We start from the raw sequence: 17,055 nt of genomic DNA on the forward strand, positions 1-17,055 counted from the left end.
CTTTACCGGATAAAAAGCTTTTCAGTATCTGCTTTTTTAAGCTTTGACAGTGGCTTTACCTTTACGGGAAAAGCCCATTAAACCGATCAGACCGCTTCCCATAAACCACACGGCAGAAGGAGCCGGGACGGGCGCGCCGTCAAAAGCGAATGTAGTTGAGATGTCTTTTGAACTCCCGGAACCGTTAGGTCCGACTGACTGGGCTCTTACGCCAAATACGGAAAATGCATTTTCCAGAGAATTACCCAGACTTGCGATGGAGAAATTAGTACTGGAAATAAAACCTGAGCTAGAACCTGGGCTGCCAATTGACAGTAAAAAATAATTATTTTCCGCGGTAAACAAGCCACTGCCTTGTCCATTGAAATTGTTTCCGCCTTGGTTGTTTAAAGTGTTCAATCCTATTTTGGTAATATTGCTGCCGCTTATATCATCCGCGGTAATTTCATAATTCAAAGCAAAAGCAATCCCACGGATGTCACCTTGATTAGGGCTGTTCTCGGCAATTTTTACCTTGACGTTGAAAAAGCCGGCGGTTAAATCATCAATTGAAACGACATAATCGACAGGGTCACTTCCGTATTGCTCAAAAGAAGTGAATAAAACCGAAGCCGCATTCGTTGTTCCTGAGGCGGCCATTAATAAACCCGTAAGCATTGCTACGTAGCTGTAATTCTTTTTCATAGTATTTTTCCGCTTGGTTATTGAGAGATATTGTTAATTTATTCAAAGCAAAGCTGATGCCAACATCGGGTTGCTGGTTTTACTTGGCTTTTAAGCTGGAAATTGATGCCGGTGTGACAGGTTTGTCAGTGATGTTGTCAGTTGTGTCATGGCATACTGAAATGGCAAAAGGCCGCTAATTTCAGAAGGATTTATTGACTAATTGTCAGAGTTAAACAAGTCAATTTGTTCAGCGAGTGATTCGGATTCAAGGTCTTTTAATGAAGACAGCGTGACGCCCAGCAAACGTACTTTTTTTGTACCGGCATCCGTGGATTTAAGAAGGTTTTTAATTAAGGCGGTTGAGTCCATCTTCTTTGAGATAGCTTCTTGGAAAGTCCGGCTGCGGGTGATTTGTTTAAAGTCGAAATACTTTACTTTTATCGTCAAGGTGCAGGCTTGCAGATTTTTATCAGTGACTTTAGTCTGAGCTTTCTCTAAAAGAACGGTCAACCGGGTTAATATTTCATCGCCATCGTCGATATCCTCTGACAATGTAATCTCGACGCCTATCGATTTAGTGATGCGGTCACATCTAACTGAGCGATGATCGATAGCTCGCGCAATATCGTAATAATAGGCGCCAGTTTTTCCGAAGTGCTGCTGCAGGGTGGTTAAAGAAAGTTTTCTTAGGTCCTTGCCGGTATAAACGCCTAACTGATGCATCTTTTTTTCCGTGGCTTTGCCTATGCCATGAAATTTGCCAATGGGCAATTGCTCGACGAATGCAGGACCCTGCTCGGGCCTTATCACAAACATTCCATCCGGTTTGTTGATATCGGATGCGATTTTGGCGAGAAATTTGTTGTAGGAAATACCTGCTGACGCGGTCAGTCCGGTTTCTTCTTTGATGCGCGCCTTTATCGCTAACGCAATACGCGTCGCGGAGCCTTGATAATCGGCTGAGTCTGTTACATCCAGGTAGGCTTCGTCAAGCGACAAAGGCTCGAATAGTCCGGTAAATTCAGCAAAAATTGTTCTGATCGTGTTGGAAACGGATCGATAGACCTCAAACCTGGGTTTGACGAATAAAGCGCGGGGGCATAATTGTAAAGCTTTGGCGCAGGACATGGCTGAATGTATGCCGTACTGTCGGGCCTCGTAATTGCAGGTTGCCACTACGCCTCGACTGTAAGGGTTTCCGCCGACGATCAGCGGCTTATCACGGTATTCTGGGAAGTCTCTTTGTTCAATGGCGGCAAAAAAAGCATCCATATCGACATGGATGATTTTTTTAATGCCTGCCATCACAGCAAATTAATTATCGCTTTTGTATTTATTTGGGATTTCCAGTGTTTCGGTTGTGCTCCAATCCGAAAAAGGAAACGGCATGTCATCAGTATTGAAGGTCAAAAACAAAAGGATGTGGTACAAATAGGCCGCCAGTTTTTTGCCCAGATCCAATATGTTCTTATTACTGTTTCCAGTCAGTAAGGTGTAGGCGATTTGCAACAAAATGATTCCCCACAATACGACTCTGACCAAGCCAACAATAACGGCAAACAGCATAATAAATACAATTCTTTTCCAGGTGCTTGGCTTTTTTAAATGTTCGTTGATTTGTTCTTGCATATGATTAACCACGGTTCATGATGTCTCTTAAGTCCAGAGCTGCCGCATTGGCTCTGGAGATATAGTTGGCCATGGTCAGCGAGTAGTTGGCAAATAGACCGTAGCCACTGCCGTTCAGTACCACCGGGCTTAATGTTGGGGCCAGTGAATTCTCAAGGGCGTGAATCATGATATCAACTGTATTCATGGCGCGTTTATCCAGCAAAATGTCCCTGAAATCGTGTTCAATCGCTTTTAATACATGCAACAGCGCCCAGGAGGCACCGCGCGCCTCATAGAAAATATTATCAATTTCCATCCATGGGGTTTGGGTCAGCGGCGTAGTTTTCTGGTCCATGGTGTTTTGTTCAGTTGCCGTCAACGCCAAGGTTTTTTGTGCAGTCAGTTCCCTGACGAAATTGCCGGCATCACTGGCGGCCAGGCGAGTGGATATTCCACCTAAGCGTTTAATGACTAATTCGACGTACTGCCACAAATTATCGGCTCGGGGATAAAAATGGGCTTTTTTGCCTTTGCCTTTGCCTCTGCTTGCATCCGGATTTTGCAGGCGGGTCATATAGTTGTGTAATGCGTCTATGCCTTTTTGGTATTCCGCTTCTGTTGATGGCAAGGCCCATGAATTGCGCTCATAGTAAAAATAAGGTTCGGCTATCGCTAAATCGGGGTCTTCAGCGGATTGAGACTGGTCACGGGCAAAGTGATTTCTGAGTGCAGAAGTCGCATCGCGAAGGATGACCAATGCGCCAAATTCCCAGCTGGCAATGTTATCCAGCAGTAAACCGGGAGGGGCCACGTCATTAGTGATATAGCCGCCGGGCTTGTGTAGCAAAACTTCGGCGATATGAGCCAGTGTATTGGAATAAACATAGCCAATCGGCATGTTATTGGTTGTATTAGTGTCTTTGGTACGGATGACCGCCTCATCAAAAACATTAAACGGCTTGGGCGGTTCGCCCCACCATAAGCCCAATACAATCATTACAACTAAAACGACGGCGCTAATTACGCCAAGTACCCATAGGATACCTCTGTATTGCTCACTTTGCAGCGAATCGTTTTCTGACATTTCCAGTATCCTTTAAAAAGAACATTCTTATGCGCCCAATGATAACAGTTTTTGTTGTGATGACGTAATATGAGCCGTCGTTATTCTGTCCTTTTTTTTGCCCGAGGGTGGGTTTGGTCATAGACGTCAGCAAGATGTTGAAAGTTAAGATGCGTGTAGATTTGGGTCGTGCTGATGTTAGCGTGGCCCAGTAATTCCTGGACGGCTCTCAAATCCTGACTGGATTCCAGTAGATGGCTGGCAAATGAATGGCGCAGCATATGAGGATGGACGTGCTCGGCTACGCCTTTAGTCTGACACCAGTTTTGTAAGCGCTGATGTACATTACGGGTGCTGATGCGTTTGCCGCGATTGGAGATAAACAAGGCCGTTTCGTCACCGGCATTATACTGAGGCCGCAGCATCAGCCAGCTATTAACTGACTTAACAGCTTTACTTCCTATGGGCAGCACCCTCGTTTTATTGCCTTTACCTGAGCGTACAATTAACGTGCGGTCCGACAGGTCCAGGTCGTTGATATTTAAGTCGGTTAATTCACTCAGGCGCAGGCCGCAGGAGTAAAACAGCTCGAACATGGCCTGGTCGCGTATTTCCAGCGCGGAAACTGTGTTCGCATCCAGTAAGCCGCTGACTTGATCGACATCCAGCAGTTTGGGTAATTTCCTATCCTGTTTGGGGGCTCTGATTGCTTGCGCTGGGTTTATTGATGCAACCTGGAGTTTTAACAGGAATTTGAAAAACCCGCGAATTGAAGATAATTCACGTTGCAGGCTTTTGCTACCCATGCCCTGACGATGACGTGCGGCGATGTAGCCGCGAATCAAGGCGGGCTGAATATCCTGCCAGTCCTGGATGTTGTGTTCTTCACAGTAGGCGGTTAACTTAAGTAAATCGTGGCGATAGCTTGTGACGGTATGCGGTGACGACCTTTTTTCGATCTGCAGTTGTTCAATAAACCGCTCCAACCATTGGGTCGCTGCAGGCGTCACGTCAGTTATGCTCGAGCAGGGCAATCAAACGGGTGCCGATAATTTCACTCATCTGGGTCAGAAATAAATTGCCCATACTGTAATGAAACCGGTTTTCCTCCTGGCTGCCGATTGCGATGATGCCTTCCAGTTGAGTAAAGGCCATTGGAATAATGGCGCAGGATTTGACTTGCAGCGCATTGCCGCCGAAGAGAACCTTGGCTTGTGCCAGACTGGGTCGCCCGCATTTTGCCTGATTGCTGGATAAAATAGGGTAAAAATGCTGCAAATCGGGGCTGTCTGCTGAAATAAACAAGTTGTCCAGGTAAGAGTGTTGTTCGGAAATGATCTTGATAGACACGAAGTCGGTCAGAAAATACTCGTTAAACACATGTTCCAGATTGACGATCGCTTCTTCTAAGGTCGAAGCATCCAATAAGGCCAGCGTCAATTTATGCATGCGATTGAAAGACGTATCGTTGTCACGGGCAATTTCTATCAAGGCCGTGAGCTGGTTTTCCAATTCCTGATGCTTGACTCTGAAAATTTCCAGTTGCTTGGATATCAGGGAAATAGCGTCTCCGCTGGGATGGGGGATCGTCAGTTTTTCCAGCAGATTAAGATGATCGTTAAAAAACTCCGGGTGTTTACGTAAGTAATGTTCGACTTGCTCTTCGGATATTTCAGAAGTGATGTTGGGGTGACTCATAGTTCAATGTTTCCCTCGAAAACGATGCTGGCGGGTCCTGTCATCAAAACAGGCTGACCTCGCCCGTCCCACTCGATTTTTAATTTGCCTCCGGGTAATTCCACGGTGACGTGATGATCCAGCAAGTGCTGTTCAATGCCAATGACGACTGCTGCACAAGCGCCGCTTCCGCAGGCCATGGTTTCACCTGATCCGCGTTCATAGACACGCAGTTTGATATGATTTTTATCGATGATCTGCATAAAACCGATATTGGCCCGTTCCGGAAAGTCTGGGTGGTTTTCCAAAAGCGGTCCTATCTCATGGACCGGCGCTGTTTTGACATCGTGAACCTGCAAAACGGCATGAGGATTACCCATGGATACCGCTCCGAAAGCTTTTTCAGTGTTATTGACAATGGCGGTATAAAATCGCGATTCAACAGATGCCAAAAGCGGTATTTCCGCCGGATTGTGTTTGGGGATACCCATATTGACGGTGATCATGTCGTCCTGATCAAAGGATAGCAACAATTGACCGCCATTAGTATCTACCAGAATTTTATCCTTTTCTGTCAGTCGCTTGTCCCTGACAAATTTGGCAAAACAGCGAGCGCCATTGCCACATTGAGAGACTTCGCTGCCGTCTGCATTAAAGATGCGGTACTTGAAATCGGCAGTATCGCTTACCGGGGGTTCTACCAGCAGAATCTGATCACAACCAATACCAAAATGTCGGTGCGCAATAAAACGAATCTGTTCCGGAGACAATGAAATGTTTTGATGGATGGCATCAATAACGACAAAGTCATTGCCTAAGCCGTGCATTTTAGTGAAGTTGATCATGCTGTTTTTTCTCTGCACATAAAAATATAGAAACGTCCGTATTGTATTTCGAAACTATTCAACGTAAATGCATAATTACTCGCCAGACAGAGAATGGTTTCGAATTTACATGGTGTGCCTGCGCTTGATAAAGCCGCGATTTGGCCGCTTTCCTAAGGCAAGAGTTTTTCACCGGTCCATAATTGTTCAAGGGTTTCGCGTTCCCGGACAATAAAGGCAGACGCGCCGTCAACCATAATCTCGGGCGCTCTGGGTCTGGAATTATAGTTTGAACTCATGGTGAAACCGTAAGCGCCTGAAGACCGAATAGCCAGCAAGTCCCCCGCATTGAGCTTCAACTGACGGTCTTTCCCCAAAAAGTCGCCGGTTTCACAGACCGGTCCGACAATATCCCATTCACGTTCTTCAGCGGTACTGGTTTCGTCTACTGGAATAATAGCTTGCCAGGCGCCATAAAGCGAAGGTCGAATCAAATCATTCATTGCTGCATCGACGATGGCAAAGTGCTTGTCCGCCGTTTGTTTGAGATATTCGACGCGGGTGACCAAGATACCGGCATTGCCGGCTATGGCACGCCCCGGTTCCATCAGGATTTCGTATTCACTTGAATCCAGACGTTTCAGCACGGCTTCCACATAATGAGACGGTTCATAAGGTTTTTCATCCCGGTAGCGGATGCCGAGGCCGCCGCCCAGATCAATATGGTGTAATGCAATCCCTTGCTCAGCCAATTTATCAACCAATACAAGAATGCGTTCCAGAGCATCCAGGAAAGGCTGGATTTCGGTCAATTGAGAACCGATGTGACAGTCAATGCCTGCAATCCTGATATGAGGTAATTGCGCGGCGCGAAGATATTCCGTAAAGGCTTGATCTATGGACAAGCCGAATTTATTTTCTTTTAATCCGGTTGAAATGTAGGGGTGTGTTTTTGCATCGACATCCGGGTTTACTCTGAACGAGACCGGGGCAACGACGCCGAGTTGTCCGGCAAGATCATTGATCCTGTCCAGTTCACCACTGACTTCAATATTGAAACAGCGTATACCGGTTTTTAACGCGAAAGTAATTTCATCTTCGCGCTTACCGACACCCGAAAATACGATTTTTTGAGGATCGCCGCCGGCTTTCAATACCCGCTGTAATTCTCCCAAGGACACAATATCGAACCCCGAGCCTAATCGGGCCAGCAGATTGAGAATGGCGATATTGGAATTGGCTTTAACGGCATAGCAAATCAGGTGAGGATGATCGCCAAAGGCATCGTTGAATGCGTGCCAGTGCTTTTCCAGCGTGGCTCTTGAATAGATATAACAGGGCGTGCCGTATTGAGCCGCGAGGTCTGTTACCGGGCAGTCTTCAGCGAAAAGCCGGTGATTGTGATAATTAAAATAGTCCATGCTTATTTTTCTTTTTCTACCGTGATGGGTGGGCGTTGGTCCGGCAAGTATAGCGGTCCGATTTGACCGCAGGCGGTCAGTAAAATGCTAAAAAGCAAAAGAACGGGGATGAATTTTTTTATCATATCGGTTTAGCGTAAATGAGAGCAGGTAACCAAGTGGCTAATTGTGGCCAGAAAGCGAGTAAACCCAGCATTAAGATCTGAATTGCGATAAAGGGTATCACGCCTTTATAGATCTGGAGTGTTGTGATTTCAGGTGGGGCGACGCCTCGAAGATAAAACAGTGCAAATCCGAAAGGCGGTGTTAAAAATGAAGTTTGTAAATTTAAGGCCATCATGACGCCCAGCCATACCGGATTAATATCCATCGCCAGCAGGACGGGGCCGACAATCGGAACGATCACGAAGATGATTTCGATAAAATCAAGCATAAAACCCAGCAGGAACATGATCAGCATGACGCAGAAAACAGCGCCGAACTTGCCGCCCGGTAAGTCGGAAAGCAGGCTGACAATTAATTCGTCTCCGCCAAAACCTCTAAAAACCAGTGAAAACAGGGCTGCGCCCATCAAAATCATGAAAACCATGCTGGTCACTTGCGTGGTGTTTTGTACGACGTAACGGATTTGCTGCAGATTAAATTGGCCTTTGATCACGGCCAGAATAATTGCGCCTACCGCGCCGACTGACGCCGCCTCGGTAGGCGTGGCCAGACCGCCGATGATAGAGCCCAAAACCGATACGATCAGCGCCAGCGGCGGTGTCAGACTGCCTAATACTTTGGCATAAAATCGCCAGTCACGTTCCACCGGCTGAACGGTCAACGGCATCAAGCCGGGTTTGAACAAGGCAAGTGCGGCAATGTAGATAAGGTACAAAACGATCAGGCTTAATCCGGGAATCAGGGCGCCGGCAAACAAGTCGCCAACTGAAACGGTTTCAGGCGCGAAAATGCCGTTATCTAATTGAGCCTGCTGATAGGCCGTAGAAATAATATCGCCCAGTAATACCAGGACTATGGATGGCGGGATGATTTGGCCCAGCGTTCCGGACGCGCAAATCGTGCCGCAGGCGATAGCCGGGTCGTAATTGCGGCGCAGCATGGTGGGCAAGGAAAGTAAGCCCATAGTCACTACCGTTGCGCCTACAATGCCGGTGCTCGCCGCCATCAACATGCCGACCAGCGTGACCGCAATACCCAGTCCGCCTTTGAGTGAACCCAACAGATCCGTCATCGATTCAAGCAAACTTTCGGCAACTTTCGAGCGCTCCAGCATAACCCCCATAAAAACAAACAAAGGAACGGCAATCAGCGTTTCATTGGTCATAATGCCGTACAGCCGGTTAGGCAAGGCATTTAAAAAGGCGACGTCGAATACCTCCAGCCATAAACCTAAACCGGCAAAGGCAAGCGCCGTTCCGCTCAATGCAAAGGCAACCGGAAAGCCGGACAGCAGGACGATAAATACGGCAGCAAAAAGCCACAGCGCCATCGTATGTTCCATTTAATCCGATTCCTCTAAAGGCTTTAAATCAAGCGCAATTAACAAGCTGTCGAGAAAAAGCGCGCTGCCCTGCAGGGCGAGCAGGCAAGCTGTAATGACAAGCGTGGATTTGATCAGAAAAACACCCGGTAAGCCGCCCGAATTGCCCGAGCTTTCATGAATTTTCCAGGATTCCAGGACATAATCCCAACTGCTCCAGCCGATAAAAGCCGTGACAGGAAGCAGTAATAAAATGACACCGGAACAGTCAATCCATGCTTTGGTTCTTTTGCTAAAACCCTGATAGAAAATATCGACCCTGACGTGACCGTCAACTTTCAATGTATAAGCTACGCCCAGCATAAACACTAAAGCATGCAGGTAAGCAATGCATTCCTGAGAGGCGACGGAACCATAGTTCAATGCATAACGCAAAACGACAATAAGAAATGTGCCCAGCACCATGACCAGCGTAAGCCAGGACACGGCTTTTCCAACCCGGTCATTAAGCGCATCAATAATCTGAATATAGCCTTTCAGAGCTGAAACAAGACTTGACATAAATGGCGCACAAAAAAACGATATTCTAAATGAAATTCAAGGCTAAAGAATAATTTTAGACCGTATTTTTTTTGGGCGAGACAGTGGTGGGGTTTCTATCATGAGGATAGGAATTAACAACAGTAACATAAACGCAATCGCCAAAAAGCCAGGATTGACAATGTCCTTCAGCCAATAGCAGCCAAGACTTCCCCATAGAATTCGCATGGGGCCTGGAAGTTTGAACTGTTTCATAAGCGTTAACCTGGTTGATGTGTTCTGAATTCTAGAAGATTTTGGCGGATTGAGTAAAAAAACGGTTCGGAAATTATGAATCAGTTCAAATGCGGGTAAAAATAGACCGCTTAAAAAGCAACAATCGAGTTTGATTTGAAATTCACCCAGATGGTCTCGCCCAAGCGCAAATTAAGATCCTGTAAGGCTTCATGAGTGATTAAAGCCAGGAACTTTTCATCACTTCTGACTTCAACGCAGACTTTGCCGGCTTCTTCTGAAATAGAGGTGATGCGGCCGGAAAATTGATTGCGTATGCTGGAAATCAGCGGTGTGCGAGACAGGACAATTTCATGCGGATCAATCGAAATATGACGGCAATCACAGACATCCCCCGGCAATCGGATCAACAGCTTGCCGGTGTCGAAGCTATTACCTTGGGTAGTGCCACCGAAGAGATTGATCAGCGGGGAATCGACCTGCGTGCCCTGAACCAGCGAGATGACAGGCCCCGCCAATGCCAAACCCTGTAAACGGTTATGCGTGCTGAAAATCAGGGTTTGTTGTGCCTGGTCCAGGAAGCCGCTGATAAACTGTTCCATCAGTTGGTTACTGGAATTATCCAGAAAGTTAAACGGTTCGTCCATCAGCAGCACGTCAGGCTCGGTAATCAAAGCTCTCGCCAGCGCTGTTTTTTGGAGTTCGCCACCGGATAAGCTATTGGCCTGATGATTGGTCAGATGACCAATGCCGAATTGCGCCAGCGCAGTATCAATTTTTTGACGGCCTTGTGAGGGTTTTACGCCGTGAAATTTAAGCGCCAGCAACAGGTTATCCCGCACCGTGCCTCGAAACATAAATGGATTTTGTGGCAAATAACCGATTTTCCGAATGAGGTTACGGCGATTTTTGCCGGAAACTTTTTCCCCCATGAACACAATGTCACCTTGCTGAGGCGTTAGCGTAAGAGACAATAGGTTCAATAGTGTGCTTTTGCCGCATCCGTTTGGGCCAATTAGAGCCGTGACGTGTTGGCCATGAATCCATAATTCAGGCAGAGACAATACAGTCTTATCGCCGTATGCAAAACGAATGTCATGCAGTTCATAAATACCCTTCAAACGAGCTCATCCTCAAAATCGTTAATACCAGCAACCGGATGTTATTGTAACGGTATTTTATTTCCGGCTTATGGTTCAATAACAATACATAATGTTAACGGCCAGTAACTGGTAGCCTGGATGCAGTATTACGAAATCCGGGTTGCTTCATCCGGTCTTGGTATTGATATTACAAAGGACAAAATAATGAAAAAAATCAAGTATTTATTAGGGGTGTTGATTTTTGTGGTTGCTTTTGAAGGCTACGCAGAAACTGTATTGCGCATGTCTACGACAACCAGCACAGAAAACAGCGGCTTGCTAAAAGTGTTGAATCCGGCTTTTGAAAAACGCTATGGCGTCAGGATTGAAGTTTTGGCGGTTGGTACGGGCAAAGCGTTGAAATTAGCCGAAAACGGAGACGTGGATGTGCTTTTGGTGCATGCGCCTGACGCTGAAGCGGCGTTCGTAGCCGCGGGCTATGGGGTTAATCGCAAGCGGGTGATGTTTAATGATTTTGTTTTATTGGGCCCGAATAACGACAATGCCGGAGTCAAATCGGCGCAAACGGTTAACGAAGCCTTGCAAAAAATAAGCAAAGCCAAGGCCTTGTTTATCTCCAGGGGCGATGATTCGGGCACACATCAAAAAGAGCTGGCGCTCTGGCAACAAACAGGTCTTAAGCCGCAGGGGGAATGGTATATATCGGCCGGCCAGGGTATGGGAGCGGTTTTAACGATGGCGGATGAAAAGCAGGCGTATGCCTTATCGGATAGAGGCACTTATCTCGCTATGCAGGCAAAACTGCAACTCAATGTTCTTTATGAAGGTGATGAGGCTCTGATGAATCCTTATCATGTGATAGCGGTTAATCCCCAGCGTTTTCCAAACCTGAATTATGAATCGGCGATGCGCTATATCGAATTTTTGACAGGCGAGGAGGGGCAAGCGCTGATTGCAGGCTATAAAATACAGGGGCAGGCATTATTTCATCCAGATGCGGAACGTTAAAGCAGAATTCATCGGTACGGATCGAACACAATCGCTAGGCTTTCATGCCTGTTTAAATGAACGGCATTAATCGCTATTTAAGCGTGAACTATCGGGCGGTTAAACTTTTTGACCCGATTTTACACATTCAAAAAGGAGTTCGTCATAGGCGTCTTTGGGCAAAGTATCGTCACATTGCACGCCGTAGTGTGTGCCTTGGCATAAGTGTTTTATCTCTCCGCGGATAGCAACCGGAATCTGCGAGTTGGGCAGAATTAAAACAATGGATACCCAGCCTTCGCTTTCTTCGGGCAGGGGACTGTCCAGATGAATTTTGATACCGGTATAGCTGAGGTCGATCACTTCGCCTTCAAATTCGAGAGTATCGTTGGCAGGACGCTTAATGGTGAGATGGGCTTTAATTCCGTCGACTGGGAAGCGAGGGTGGTTACGCCTTTCTTGTTGCATAGTCATTCGCCTAAAAAATGTAGTTATTTAGCGTAATTTTTAAAAAATAGTGTATATCCATCGTAGATCGAATTCGGCACAGGGGTGCCCGTCAAAGGACGCCGTAAATTTATCCCTGTAGGCTTTGCCAGCATTCATGCTGGCAAAGCCTTTGCCGAACACCCCGTTGCCTCCTTAGGCACTGCCGAAATTTGAAGTGCGAAAGGTATAACTATTCAGCGGAGCAATAAAACAAAGGTGTTAATGGGTGGATTGCGAAAAGCAGGCAACTCACCTATACACTCACTTCCAAGTGTGCGAGTAGTTACAAACCGAGTATAGATCAATTAAGCTATATCAGAATAGCCTACCCTCAGCAATTCCCAGTTTGAACTATTTATTTGGCTTTGAGGGTTGGCGTAAGCCTTGCGGGGAACGCCGTAGGCCCATCCATGGGCGCTTGACGGCAGCATCCCTGCTGCCAACATCCCCGCAAAGCTTACGCCTCTCTCTTAATCATCAAACCGGGAATCGGTGGCTTGCCCTGTTCAGCGCAATACCGTTAGATATAAGTAGGGTTCGAATGACCTTGTCAATTGCTATCGATTTTTTAAATGATTAGAAAAAAAAGTGCCAATGTTTGTTAGCGTACGGAGAGTTTGGCGCGTTGCGGGTTATAATGCCCAGAGAGGTAATTTCCTTTATGCTAAGTTAAAATATGCCCGATACTCAAACTCCGCTACAAAACCATCTGATCAATGCCTTGCCGGCAGAAGATCAGGCCCGTTTGATACACCTGCTCGAATTGGTTCCGTTTACTTTAGGAAAAGTCTTGTACGAATCGGGCGATACCTTACGTTATGTTTATTTTCCGGTCGATGCCATCGTATCACTGCTTTATGTGATGGAAAGCGGTGCTTCGGCAGAAATCGCGGTTGTGGGTAACGAAGGTGTCATCGGCGTTGCCTTGTTTATGGGCGGCGAAAGCACTACAAACCGGGCAATCGTTCAAAGTGCGGGTTATGCCTACCGCTTGTCGGGAAAAGGTTTTAAGAAAGAACTTAACCGGCACGGTCAACTCATGAATTTGATGCTGCGCTATACGCAGTCTTTGCTCACTCAAATGGCCCAGACGGCGGTCTGCAACCGTCACCACACAATTGACCAGCAACTTTGCCGCTGGCTATTGCTATCCCTGGACCGGTTGCTGTGTAACCAATTGGTGATGACACATGAACTGATAGCCAATATGCTGGGCGTTCGACGCGAAGGCGTAACCGTTGCCGCGTTAAAGCTGCAAGAGTTGGGCGTTATCGAATACCACCGCGGCCATATTACAGTGCTGGATCGCCCAAAGCTTGAAAAACTTTGCTGTGAATGTTATGCCGTGGTCAAGCAGGAAACGGATCGCCTGTTTCCCTTTATTCCTGGCAAGCCTGTTAAATAATTACCTCTTTACCCCTCACTGTGTGTTGAAGCGAACAGACGCCAGTGTAAGTCTTGATCAGACTGCAGCATCGGGAATGCAAAGCCTTTTTCTCGGATCATCCCTGATTTTTCATGGTGTATAGAGATAAGAAAATGTCTGATGTCGCTTCAATCCAAAGGGTCAATGAACTGCTAACTGGTTTGCCTGAAAATGAATACAGCAGAATTCTGGCGTGCAGTGAACCTGTGGAACTGATTTTAGGTGCCATTCTTTGTGAATCCGGCCAACACTTCGAGCACGTCTATTTTCCGCTCACCGGCTTTATCTCGCTGGTGAAGACGCTGGAGGGACACAAGCCGCTGGAAATGGGGTTGATCGGTAACGAAGGCATGCTGGGTGTGACGCTGGTGCTGGGCGTTAATCTGGCCCCTATGCAGGCCATCGTTCAAGGCGAAGGTACTGCCCTGCGTATCAGTGTCAATCAATTCAAACACGAGTTGAGCGAGAGCCCCTGTCTTCAGCGTTCGCTCAATCTTTACCTTTATGTGCTGCTGACACAATTATCCAAAACCGCGGCATGTACCCATTTTCATGAAATCGAACCCAGATTGGCACGATGGTTGTTGATGACACATGACCGAGTGCATGACAATCATTTTCACCTGACTCAACAGCTTTTAGCCGATATGCTGGGTGTGCGCAGAAGCGGTGTGACGATTGCAGCAGGGGCTTTGCAACAAAGAAAACTGATCAGTTATATTCGCGGCGAGATCACGATAATAGATCGCAAAGGGCTCGAGGCCGCGTCTTGTGAATGTTACAACGCATTGGAAGACGATTACACGAGCTTGTTGGCATTGAATAGCAAGGGTTGATTGTGACTGTTCAGCGATGACTGTTTAGGCCAACAATCCCCAGTTTGAACTTACCTGATTAGCAAAATGTTTCTGCTAAACCCATAAGCGCCCGGCATTCCCTGACCGGGGCAGGCTCTACCGGAAAGACGTTGTTGCTGAAACATTTTGCTAATCAGGTAAGATCGTGGGTTAGCAGTTGATGTGTTAGTTACTCCGATCTATCCCTGTAATGGAAAAACAGGATTGAAATGTTGCGGAGTGGTTGTATAGTTCACGTTAAAGCGCCGGTTTCGGCATGTGGAATGCGTATCGGATTTTTCCGGATACCCGTTGACATAAGCTGGGCATAGTTTTCGGCAGTGAGAGGACGGCTGAATAAGTAGCCCTGGCCCTCTTCACACTGTCTCGCTTTCAGAAAGGTCAATTGATTGGCCTGTTCCACGCCTTCAGCAACCACCCTTTTTTTGAGACTGTTACCCATGGCGATCACGGCGCTGACAATAAAGCCATTTTCCTCAATTGAGGAAATGTCTTGCACGAATGATTTATCGATTTTGAGAATATCAATAGGAAACAAGGACAGATAACTCAGGCTGGAATAGCCGGTACCGAAATCATCGACGGCTAATTGTACGCCTATAGCCTTGAGTTGTTTAAGTATGCTTTTGCTGGATTCGGCATTGCTCATCAACACGCTTTCGGTAATTTCCAGTTGCAGTTGGCTGGGTGTCAACCCGGTTTCGTTCAGGATGGTTCGCACGTCATTAACAAAATCCTTTTGGGTGAATTCCAGGGAGGAAATGTTGACTGCAACGGATAATGGATTAAATCCTGCATCTTCCCATTTTTTGACCTGGGCACAGGCTTCTCTCAGAACCCAGAGGCCAATCGGCACAATCAGTCCGCAATCTTCGGCGATCGGTATAAAGCGGTCAGGCAGCACTTCGCCCCATTCAGGATGAATCCAGCGCAGCAAAGCTTCCGAGCCGGAGATTTTGCCGGTAACCAGATTGACCTTGGGCTGGTAATGAAGCACAAATTCCTGCCTTTCCAGTGCGAGCCTTAAATGGGCTTCTATGACTTGCCTCTCCACTGCGCGAACATTCATTTCGTTTTTAAAGAATTGATAGTTATTGCGGCCTTTTTCCTTGGCGTGATACATCGCGGTATCCGCATTTTTGATCAGTGTTTCGGCATCCTGACCATCGGAAGGATAAACACTGATACCGATGCTGGTTGATATATGTAACTCCTGCTCGTCAATCGTGTGAGGCGCTGCTAACGCTTTTAGTATTTTGTTTGCAGTCAATGTCGCATTTTGTGACTCCTGATTCTGCGTCACGAGAATCACAAATTCGTCCCCACCGATGCGGCTAACCGTGTCGGAATTGCGTACACAGGAAGACAGGATGAGTGCTACCGATTGCAATAACTTGTCACCGATTCCGTGGCCCAGCGAGTCGTTGACGTACTTGAAATTGTCCAGGTCCAGAAACAGCAGGGCAAGATCAGTTCCGCGCCGCTTCGCCAGCGAGATCGACTGATTGATACGGTCATTTAGAAGCACGCGGTTAGGTAAATTGGTTAAAAAATCATGGTGTGCCAAATAGGCCATTTTTAAGGCCATCGCTTTAGCGGCCGTAATGTCGTGGAAGACGATAACCGCTCCGGCCAGTTTGCCATCCCAATTATGAATGGGCGCTATGGAATCCTCGATGGCTATTTCGTTACCGTTACGTTGAATTAACATCGTCCCTGCGGCTAATGCCATCGGTTTATTTTGCTTAAGCACCCATTCGACCGGATTGGGTTCGGGTTCGCCGGTCGTGCCATTGAGAATTTGCATCACTTCGCTGATGGGATGTCCTTGCGCCTCGTCTCGCAGCCATCCGGTCATATGTTCCGCGGCCAGGTTCAAATAGTGGACGCGGCCCGATATATCGGTAGCAATGACGGCATCGCTGATCGAATTAAGCGTGATTTCGGCGCGCGCTTTTTCAATAAAAAAGGATTCCTCAACAATTTTACGCTGGATAATATTACGCAGTGTTTGCGGAACCAGATTGCTGTCAAAGTTATTTTTGGAAAGATAGCCTTGGGCTCCGCGTTGTAAGGCTTGTGATGTCAGGGGTTCGTTATCGGTGGTGTCGAGTATCATGATTGGCGTGTGATGAGCCACAGCGAACAGGGTATCGAAGGTATCTATGCCCTGACTGTCAGATAGCGCCAGATCCAGCAAAATTGCGTCAATACCGCTTTTATTCAGACGTTTGAGTCCTTCCGTCAGATTAGTGACTGATTCCATGGAAAATGTACGGTCTTTGGCAAGAGCGGATACCAGATTTTTGGTGTCGGAGACATCCCCGGTGATAATCAGAACGTGATTCATCATATGATGCGTCTTCCATATGGGTTAAACAAAGCGGCTGTGAGGTTATTTTTAGGGCGATGTTTGACGATACAAAAAAAAGCCTACTCAGCGCCGCTGCGTAGGCTAAGTAGGAGTAGTGCTAGCTACAGTTGGCCTTGTTAATTGTTTGTTCCGCCATCGATATTTTCACTATCGGTCTAATCGTCATGATGAGTATCCCTGTTGTAGTTGTCGGAAGTTCAACATTGGGTCTGCAGGTTACTCTACCCTTAAGCTTTTAAATACTCGGTGCGTTATCACACAAAGACGGTGACATCGCCTTTTATAGTGGCACGCAGA

Annotated in this window: 18 protein-coding genes; 4 read left to right on the plus strand and 14 right to left on the minus strand. The window is 47.0% G+C overall.

Annotated features, from left to right (window positions below; genetic code table 11):
• Nucleotides 1-36: 36 nt before the first annotated feature.
• On the minus strand, nt 37-684 hold the full coding sequence (locus GO003_RS08215; protein WP_159653468.1) for a hypothetical protein: 648 nt from the start codon (nt 682-684) through the stop codon (nt 37-39).
• A 56-nt stretch (nt 685-740) separates the two neighbouring features.
• Between GO003_RS08215 and GO003_RS26150 the strand changes: the two genes are divergently transcribed.
• A complete protein-coding gene (locus tag GO003_RS26150; RefSeq protein WP_269144359.1) occupies nt 741-863 on the plus strand; it encodes a hypothetical protein in 123 nt (40 codons plus the stop codon).
• A 19-nt stretch (nt 864-882) separates the two neighbouring features.
• Here GO003_RS26150 and dinB read toward each other — a convergent pair whose 3' ends face one another.
• From dinB to GO003_RS08265, 11 genes are all read right to left on the minus strand, one after another.
• Nucleotides 883-1,971: a DNA polymerase IV gene (gene dinB / locus GO003_RS08220; protein WP_159653466.1), complete on the minus strand. Its 1,089-nt coding sequence runs from the start codon at nt 1,969-1,971 to the stop codon at nt 883-885.
• Between the two features lie 9 nt (nt 1,972-1,980).
• Nucleotides 1,981-2,295 carry a DUF4389 domain-containing protein gene (locus GO003_RS08225; protein WP_159653464.1) on the minus strand — a complete coding sequence of 105 codons (315 nt, stop codon included), beginning with the start codon at nt 2,293-2,295 and terminating at the stop codon, nt 1,981-1,983.
• A 4-nt stretch (nt 2,296-2,299) separates the two neighbouring features.
• Entirely contained in the window at nt 2,300-3,361 is a 1,062-nt protein-coding gene (locus GO003_RS08230; RefSeq protein ID WP_159653462.1) for a DUF2333 family protein, read from the minus strand.
• An 80-nt stretch (nt 3,362-3,441) separates the two neighbouring features.
• Nucleotides 3,442-4,350, minus strand: coding sequence for a tyrosine recombinase XerC (gene xerC / locus GO003_RS08235; RefSeq protein ID WP_331001629.1), 909 nt, complete (start codon nt 4,348-4,350; stop codon nt 3,442-3,444).
• A gap of 1 nt (nt 4,351) precedes the next feature.
• Nucleotides 4,352-5,038, minus strand: a complete 687-nt coding sequence (locus GO003_RS08240; RefSeq protein ID WP_159653460.1) for a DUF484 family protein — start codon at nt 5,036-5,038, stop codon at nt 4,352-4,354.
• Nucleotides 5,035-5,862: a diaminopimelate epimerase gene (gene dapF / locus GO003_RS08245; RefSeq protein WP_159653458.1), complete on the minus strand. Its 828-nt coding sequence runs from the start codon at nt 5,860-5,862 to the stop codon at nt 5,035-5,037. The genes GO003_RS08240 and dapF overlap by 4 nt, the downstream gene beginning before the upstream one ends.
• Before the next feature lie 152 nt (nt 5,863-6,014).
• Nucleotides 6,015-7,262, minus strand: a complete 1,248-nt coding sequence (gene lysA, locus GO003_RS08250) for a diaminopimelate decarboxylase (RefSeq protein WP_159653456.1) — start codon at nt 7,260-7,262, stop codon at nt 6,015-6,017.
• A gap of 2 nt (nt 7,263-7,264) precedes the next feature.
• Nucleotides 7,265-7,387: an LPS translocon maturation chaperone LptM gene (lptM, locus tag GO003_RS26540; protein WP_407942096.1), complete on the minus strand. Its 123-nt coding sequence runs from the start codon at nt 7,385-7,387 to the stop codon at nt 7,265-7,267.
• On the minus strand, nt 7,384-8,769 hold the full coding sequence (locus GO003_RS08255; protein WP_159653454.1) for a TRAP transporter large permease: 1,386 nt from the start codon (nt 8,767-8,769) through the stop codon (nt 7,384-7,386). Before GO003_RS08255 ends, lptM begins: the two co-directional genes overlap by 4 nt.
• A complete protein-coding gene (locus GO003_RS08260; RefSeq protein ID WP_159653452.1) occupies nt 8,770-9,309 on the minus strand; it encodes a TRAP transporter small permease subunit in 540 nt (179 codons plus the stop codon).
• A 344-nt stretch (nt 9,310-9,653) separates the two neighbouring features.
• Nucleotides 9,654-10,643 (minus strand): ATP-binding cassette domain-containing protein, encoded by a 990-nt coding sequence (locus GO003_RS08265; RefSeq protein ID WP_159653450.1) that lies wholly within the window; start codon nt 10,641-10,643, stop codon nt 9,654-9,656.
• 186 nt (nt 10,644-10,829) lie between these two features.
• On the opposite strand from GO003_RS08265, the gene GO003_RS08270 reads away from it, so the two are divergent.
• The gene (locus GO003_RS08270; protein WP_159653448.1) at nt 10,830-11,633 is read left to right on the plus strand and encodes a substrate-binding domain-containing protein; all 804 of its coding nucleotides are present in this window, start codon (nt 10,830-10,832) and stop codon (nt 11,631-11,633) included.
• 99 nt (nt 11,634-11,732) lie between these two features.
• Here the strand turns inward: GO003_RS08270 and GO003_RS08275 are convergent, their stop codons facing one another.
• Nucleotides 11,733-12,080, minus strand: coding sequence for a PilZ domain-containing protein (locus GO003_RS08275; protein ID WP_159653446.1), 348 nt, complete (start codon nt 12,078-12,080; stop codon nt 11,733-11,735).
• Nucleotides 12,081-12,777: 697 nt separating this feature from the next.
• Here GO003_RS08275 and GO003_RS08280 point away from each other — a divergent pair.
• Nucleotides 12,778-13,506: a Crp/Fnr family transcriptional regulator gene (locus GO003_RS08280; protein WP_159653444.1), complete on the plus strand. Its 729-nt coding sequence runs from the start codon at nt 12,778-12,780 to the stop codon at nt 13,504-13,506.
• Between the two features lie 134 nt (nt 13,507-13,640).
• Nucleotides 13,641-14,363, plus strand: coding sequence for a Crp/Fnr family transcriptional regulator (locus GO003_RS08285; RefSeq protein WP_159653442.1), 723 nt, complete (start codon nt 13,641-13,643; stop codon nt 14,361-14,363).
• A 253-nt stretch (nt 14,364-14,616) separates the two neighbouring features.
• Here the strand turns inward: GO003_RS08285 and GO003_RS08290 are convergent, their stop codons facing one another.
• Nucleotides 14,617-16,737 (minus strand): GGDEF/EAL domain-containing response regulator, encoded by a 2,121-nt coding sequence (locus GO003_RS08290; protein ID WP_159653440.1) that lies wholly within the window; start codon nt 16,735-16,737, stop codon nt 14,617-14,619.
• Between the last annotated feature and the right edge of the window lie 318 nt (nt 16,738-17,055).

The organism is Methylicorpusculum oleiharenae, assembly GCF_009828925.2.
GTDB classification, from domain to species: Bacteria; Pseudomonadota; Gammaproteobacteria; order Methylococcales; family Methylomonadaceae; genus Methylicorpusculum; species Methylicorpusculum oleiharenae.

What these genes read in the sequence shown, in the direction of transcription:
- GO003_RS08215 (WP_159653468.1), bottom strand. Translation starts at nt 684, where the DNA reads ATGAAAAAGAATTACAGCTACGTAGCAATGCTTACGGGTTTATTAATG.
- GO003_RS26150 (WP_269144359.1), top strand. Translation starts at nt 741, where the DNA reads ATGCCAACATCGGGTTGCTGGTTTTACTTGGCTTTTAAGCTGGAAATT.
- dinB (WP_159653466.1), bottom strand. Translation starts at nt 1,971, where the DNA reads ATGGCAGGCATTAAAAAAATCATCCATGTCGATATGGATGCTTTTTTT.
- GO003_RS08225 (WP_159653464.1), bottom strand. Translation starts at nt 2,295, where the DNA reads ATGCAAGAACAAATCAACGAACATTTAAAAAAGCCAAGCACCTGGAAA.
- GO003_RS08230 (WP_159653462.1), bottom strand. Translation starts at nt 3,361, where the DNA reads ATGTCAGAAAACGATTCGCTGCAAAGTGAGCAATACAGAGGTATCCTA.
- GO003_RS08240 (WP_159653460.1), bottom strand. Translation starts at nt 5,038, where the DNA reads ATGAGTCACCCCAACATCACTTCTGAAATATCCGAAGAGCAAGTCGAA.
- dapF (WP_159653458.1), bottom strand. Translation starts at nt 5,862, where the DNA reads ATGATCAACTTCACTAAAATGCACGGCTTAGGCAATGACTTTGTCGTT.
- lysA (WP_159653456.1), bottom strand. Translation starts at nt 7,262, where the DNA reads ATGGACTATTTTAATTATCACAATCACCGGCTTTTCGCTGAAGACTGC.
- lptM (WP_407942096.1), bottom strand. Translation starts at nt 7,387, where the DNA reads ATGATAAAAAAATTCATCCCCGTTCTTTTGCTTTTTAGCATTTTACTG.
- GO003_RS08255 (WP_159653454.1), bottom strand. Translation starts at nt 8,769, where the DNA reads ATGGAACATACGATGGCGCTGTGGCTTTTTGCTGCCGTATTTATCGTC.
- GO003_RS08260 (WP_159653452.1), bottom strand. Translation starts at nt 9,309, where the DNA reads ATGTCAAGTCTTGTTTCAGCTCTGAAAGGCTATATTCAGATTATTGAT.
- GO003_RS08270 (WP_159653448.1), top strand. Translation starts at nt 10,830, where the DNA reads ATGAAAAAAATCAAGTATTTATTAGGGGTGTTGATTTTTGTGGTTGCT.
- GO003_RS08275 (WP_159653446.1), bottom strand. Translation starts at nt 12,080, where the DNA reads ATGCAACAAGAAAGGCGTAACCACCCTCGCTTCCCAGTCGACGGAATT.
- GO003_RS08280 (WP_159653444.1), top strand. Translation starts at nt 12,778, where the DNA reads ATGCCCGATACTCAAACTCCGCTACAAAACCATCTGATCAATGCCTTG.
- GO003_RS08285 (WP_159653442.1), top strand. Translation starts at nt 13,641, where the DNA reads ATGTCTGATGTCGCTTCAATCCAAAGGGTCAATGAACTGCTAACTGGT.
- GO003_RS08290 (WP_159653440.1), bottom strand. Translation starts at nt 16,737, where the DNA reads ATGATGAATCACGTTCTGATTATCACCGGGGATGTCTCCGACACCAAA.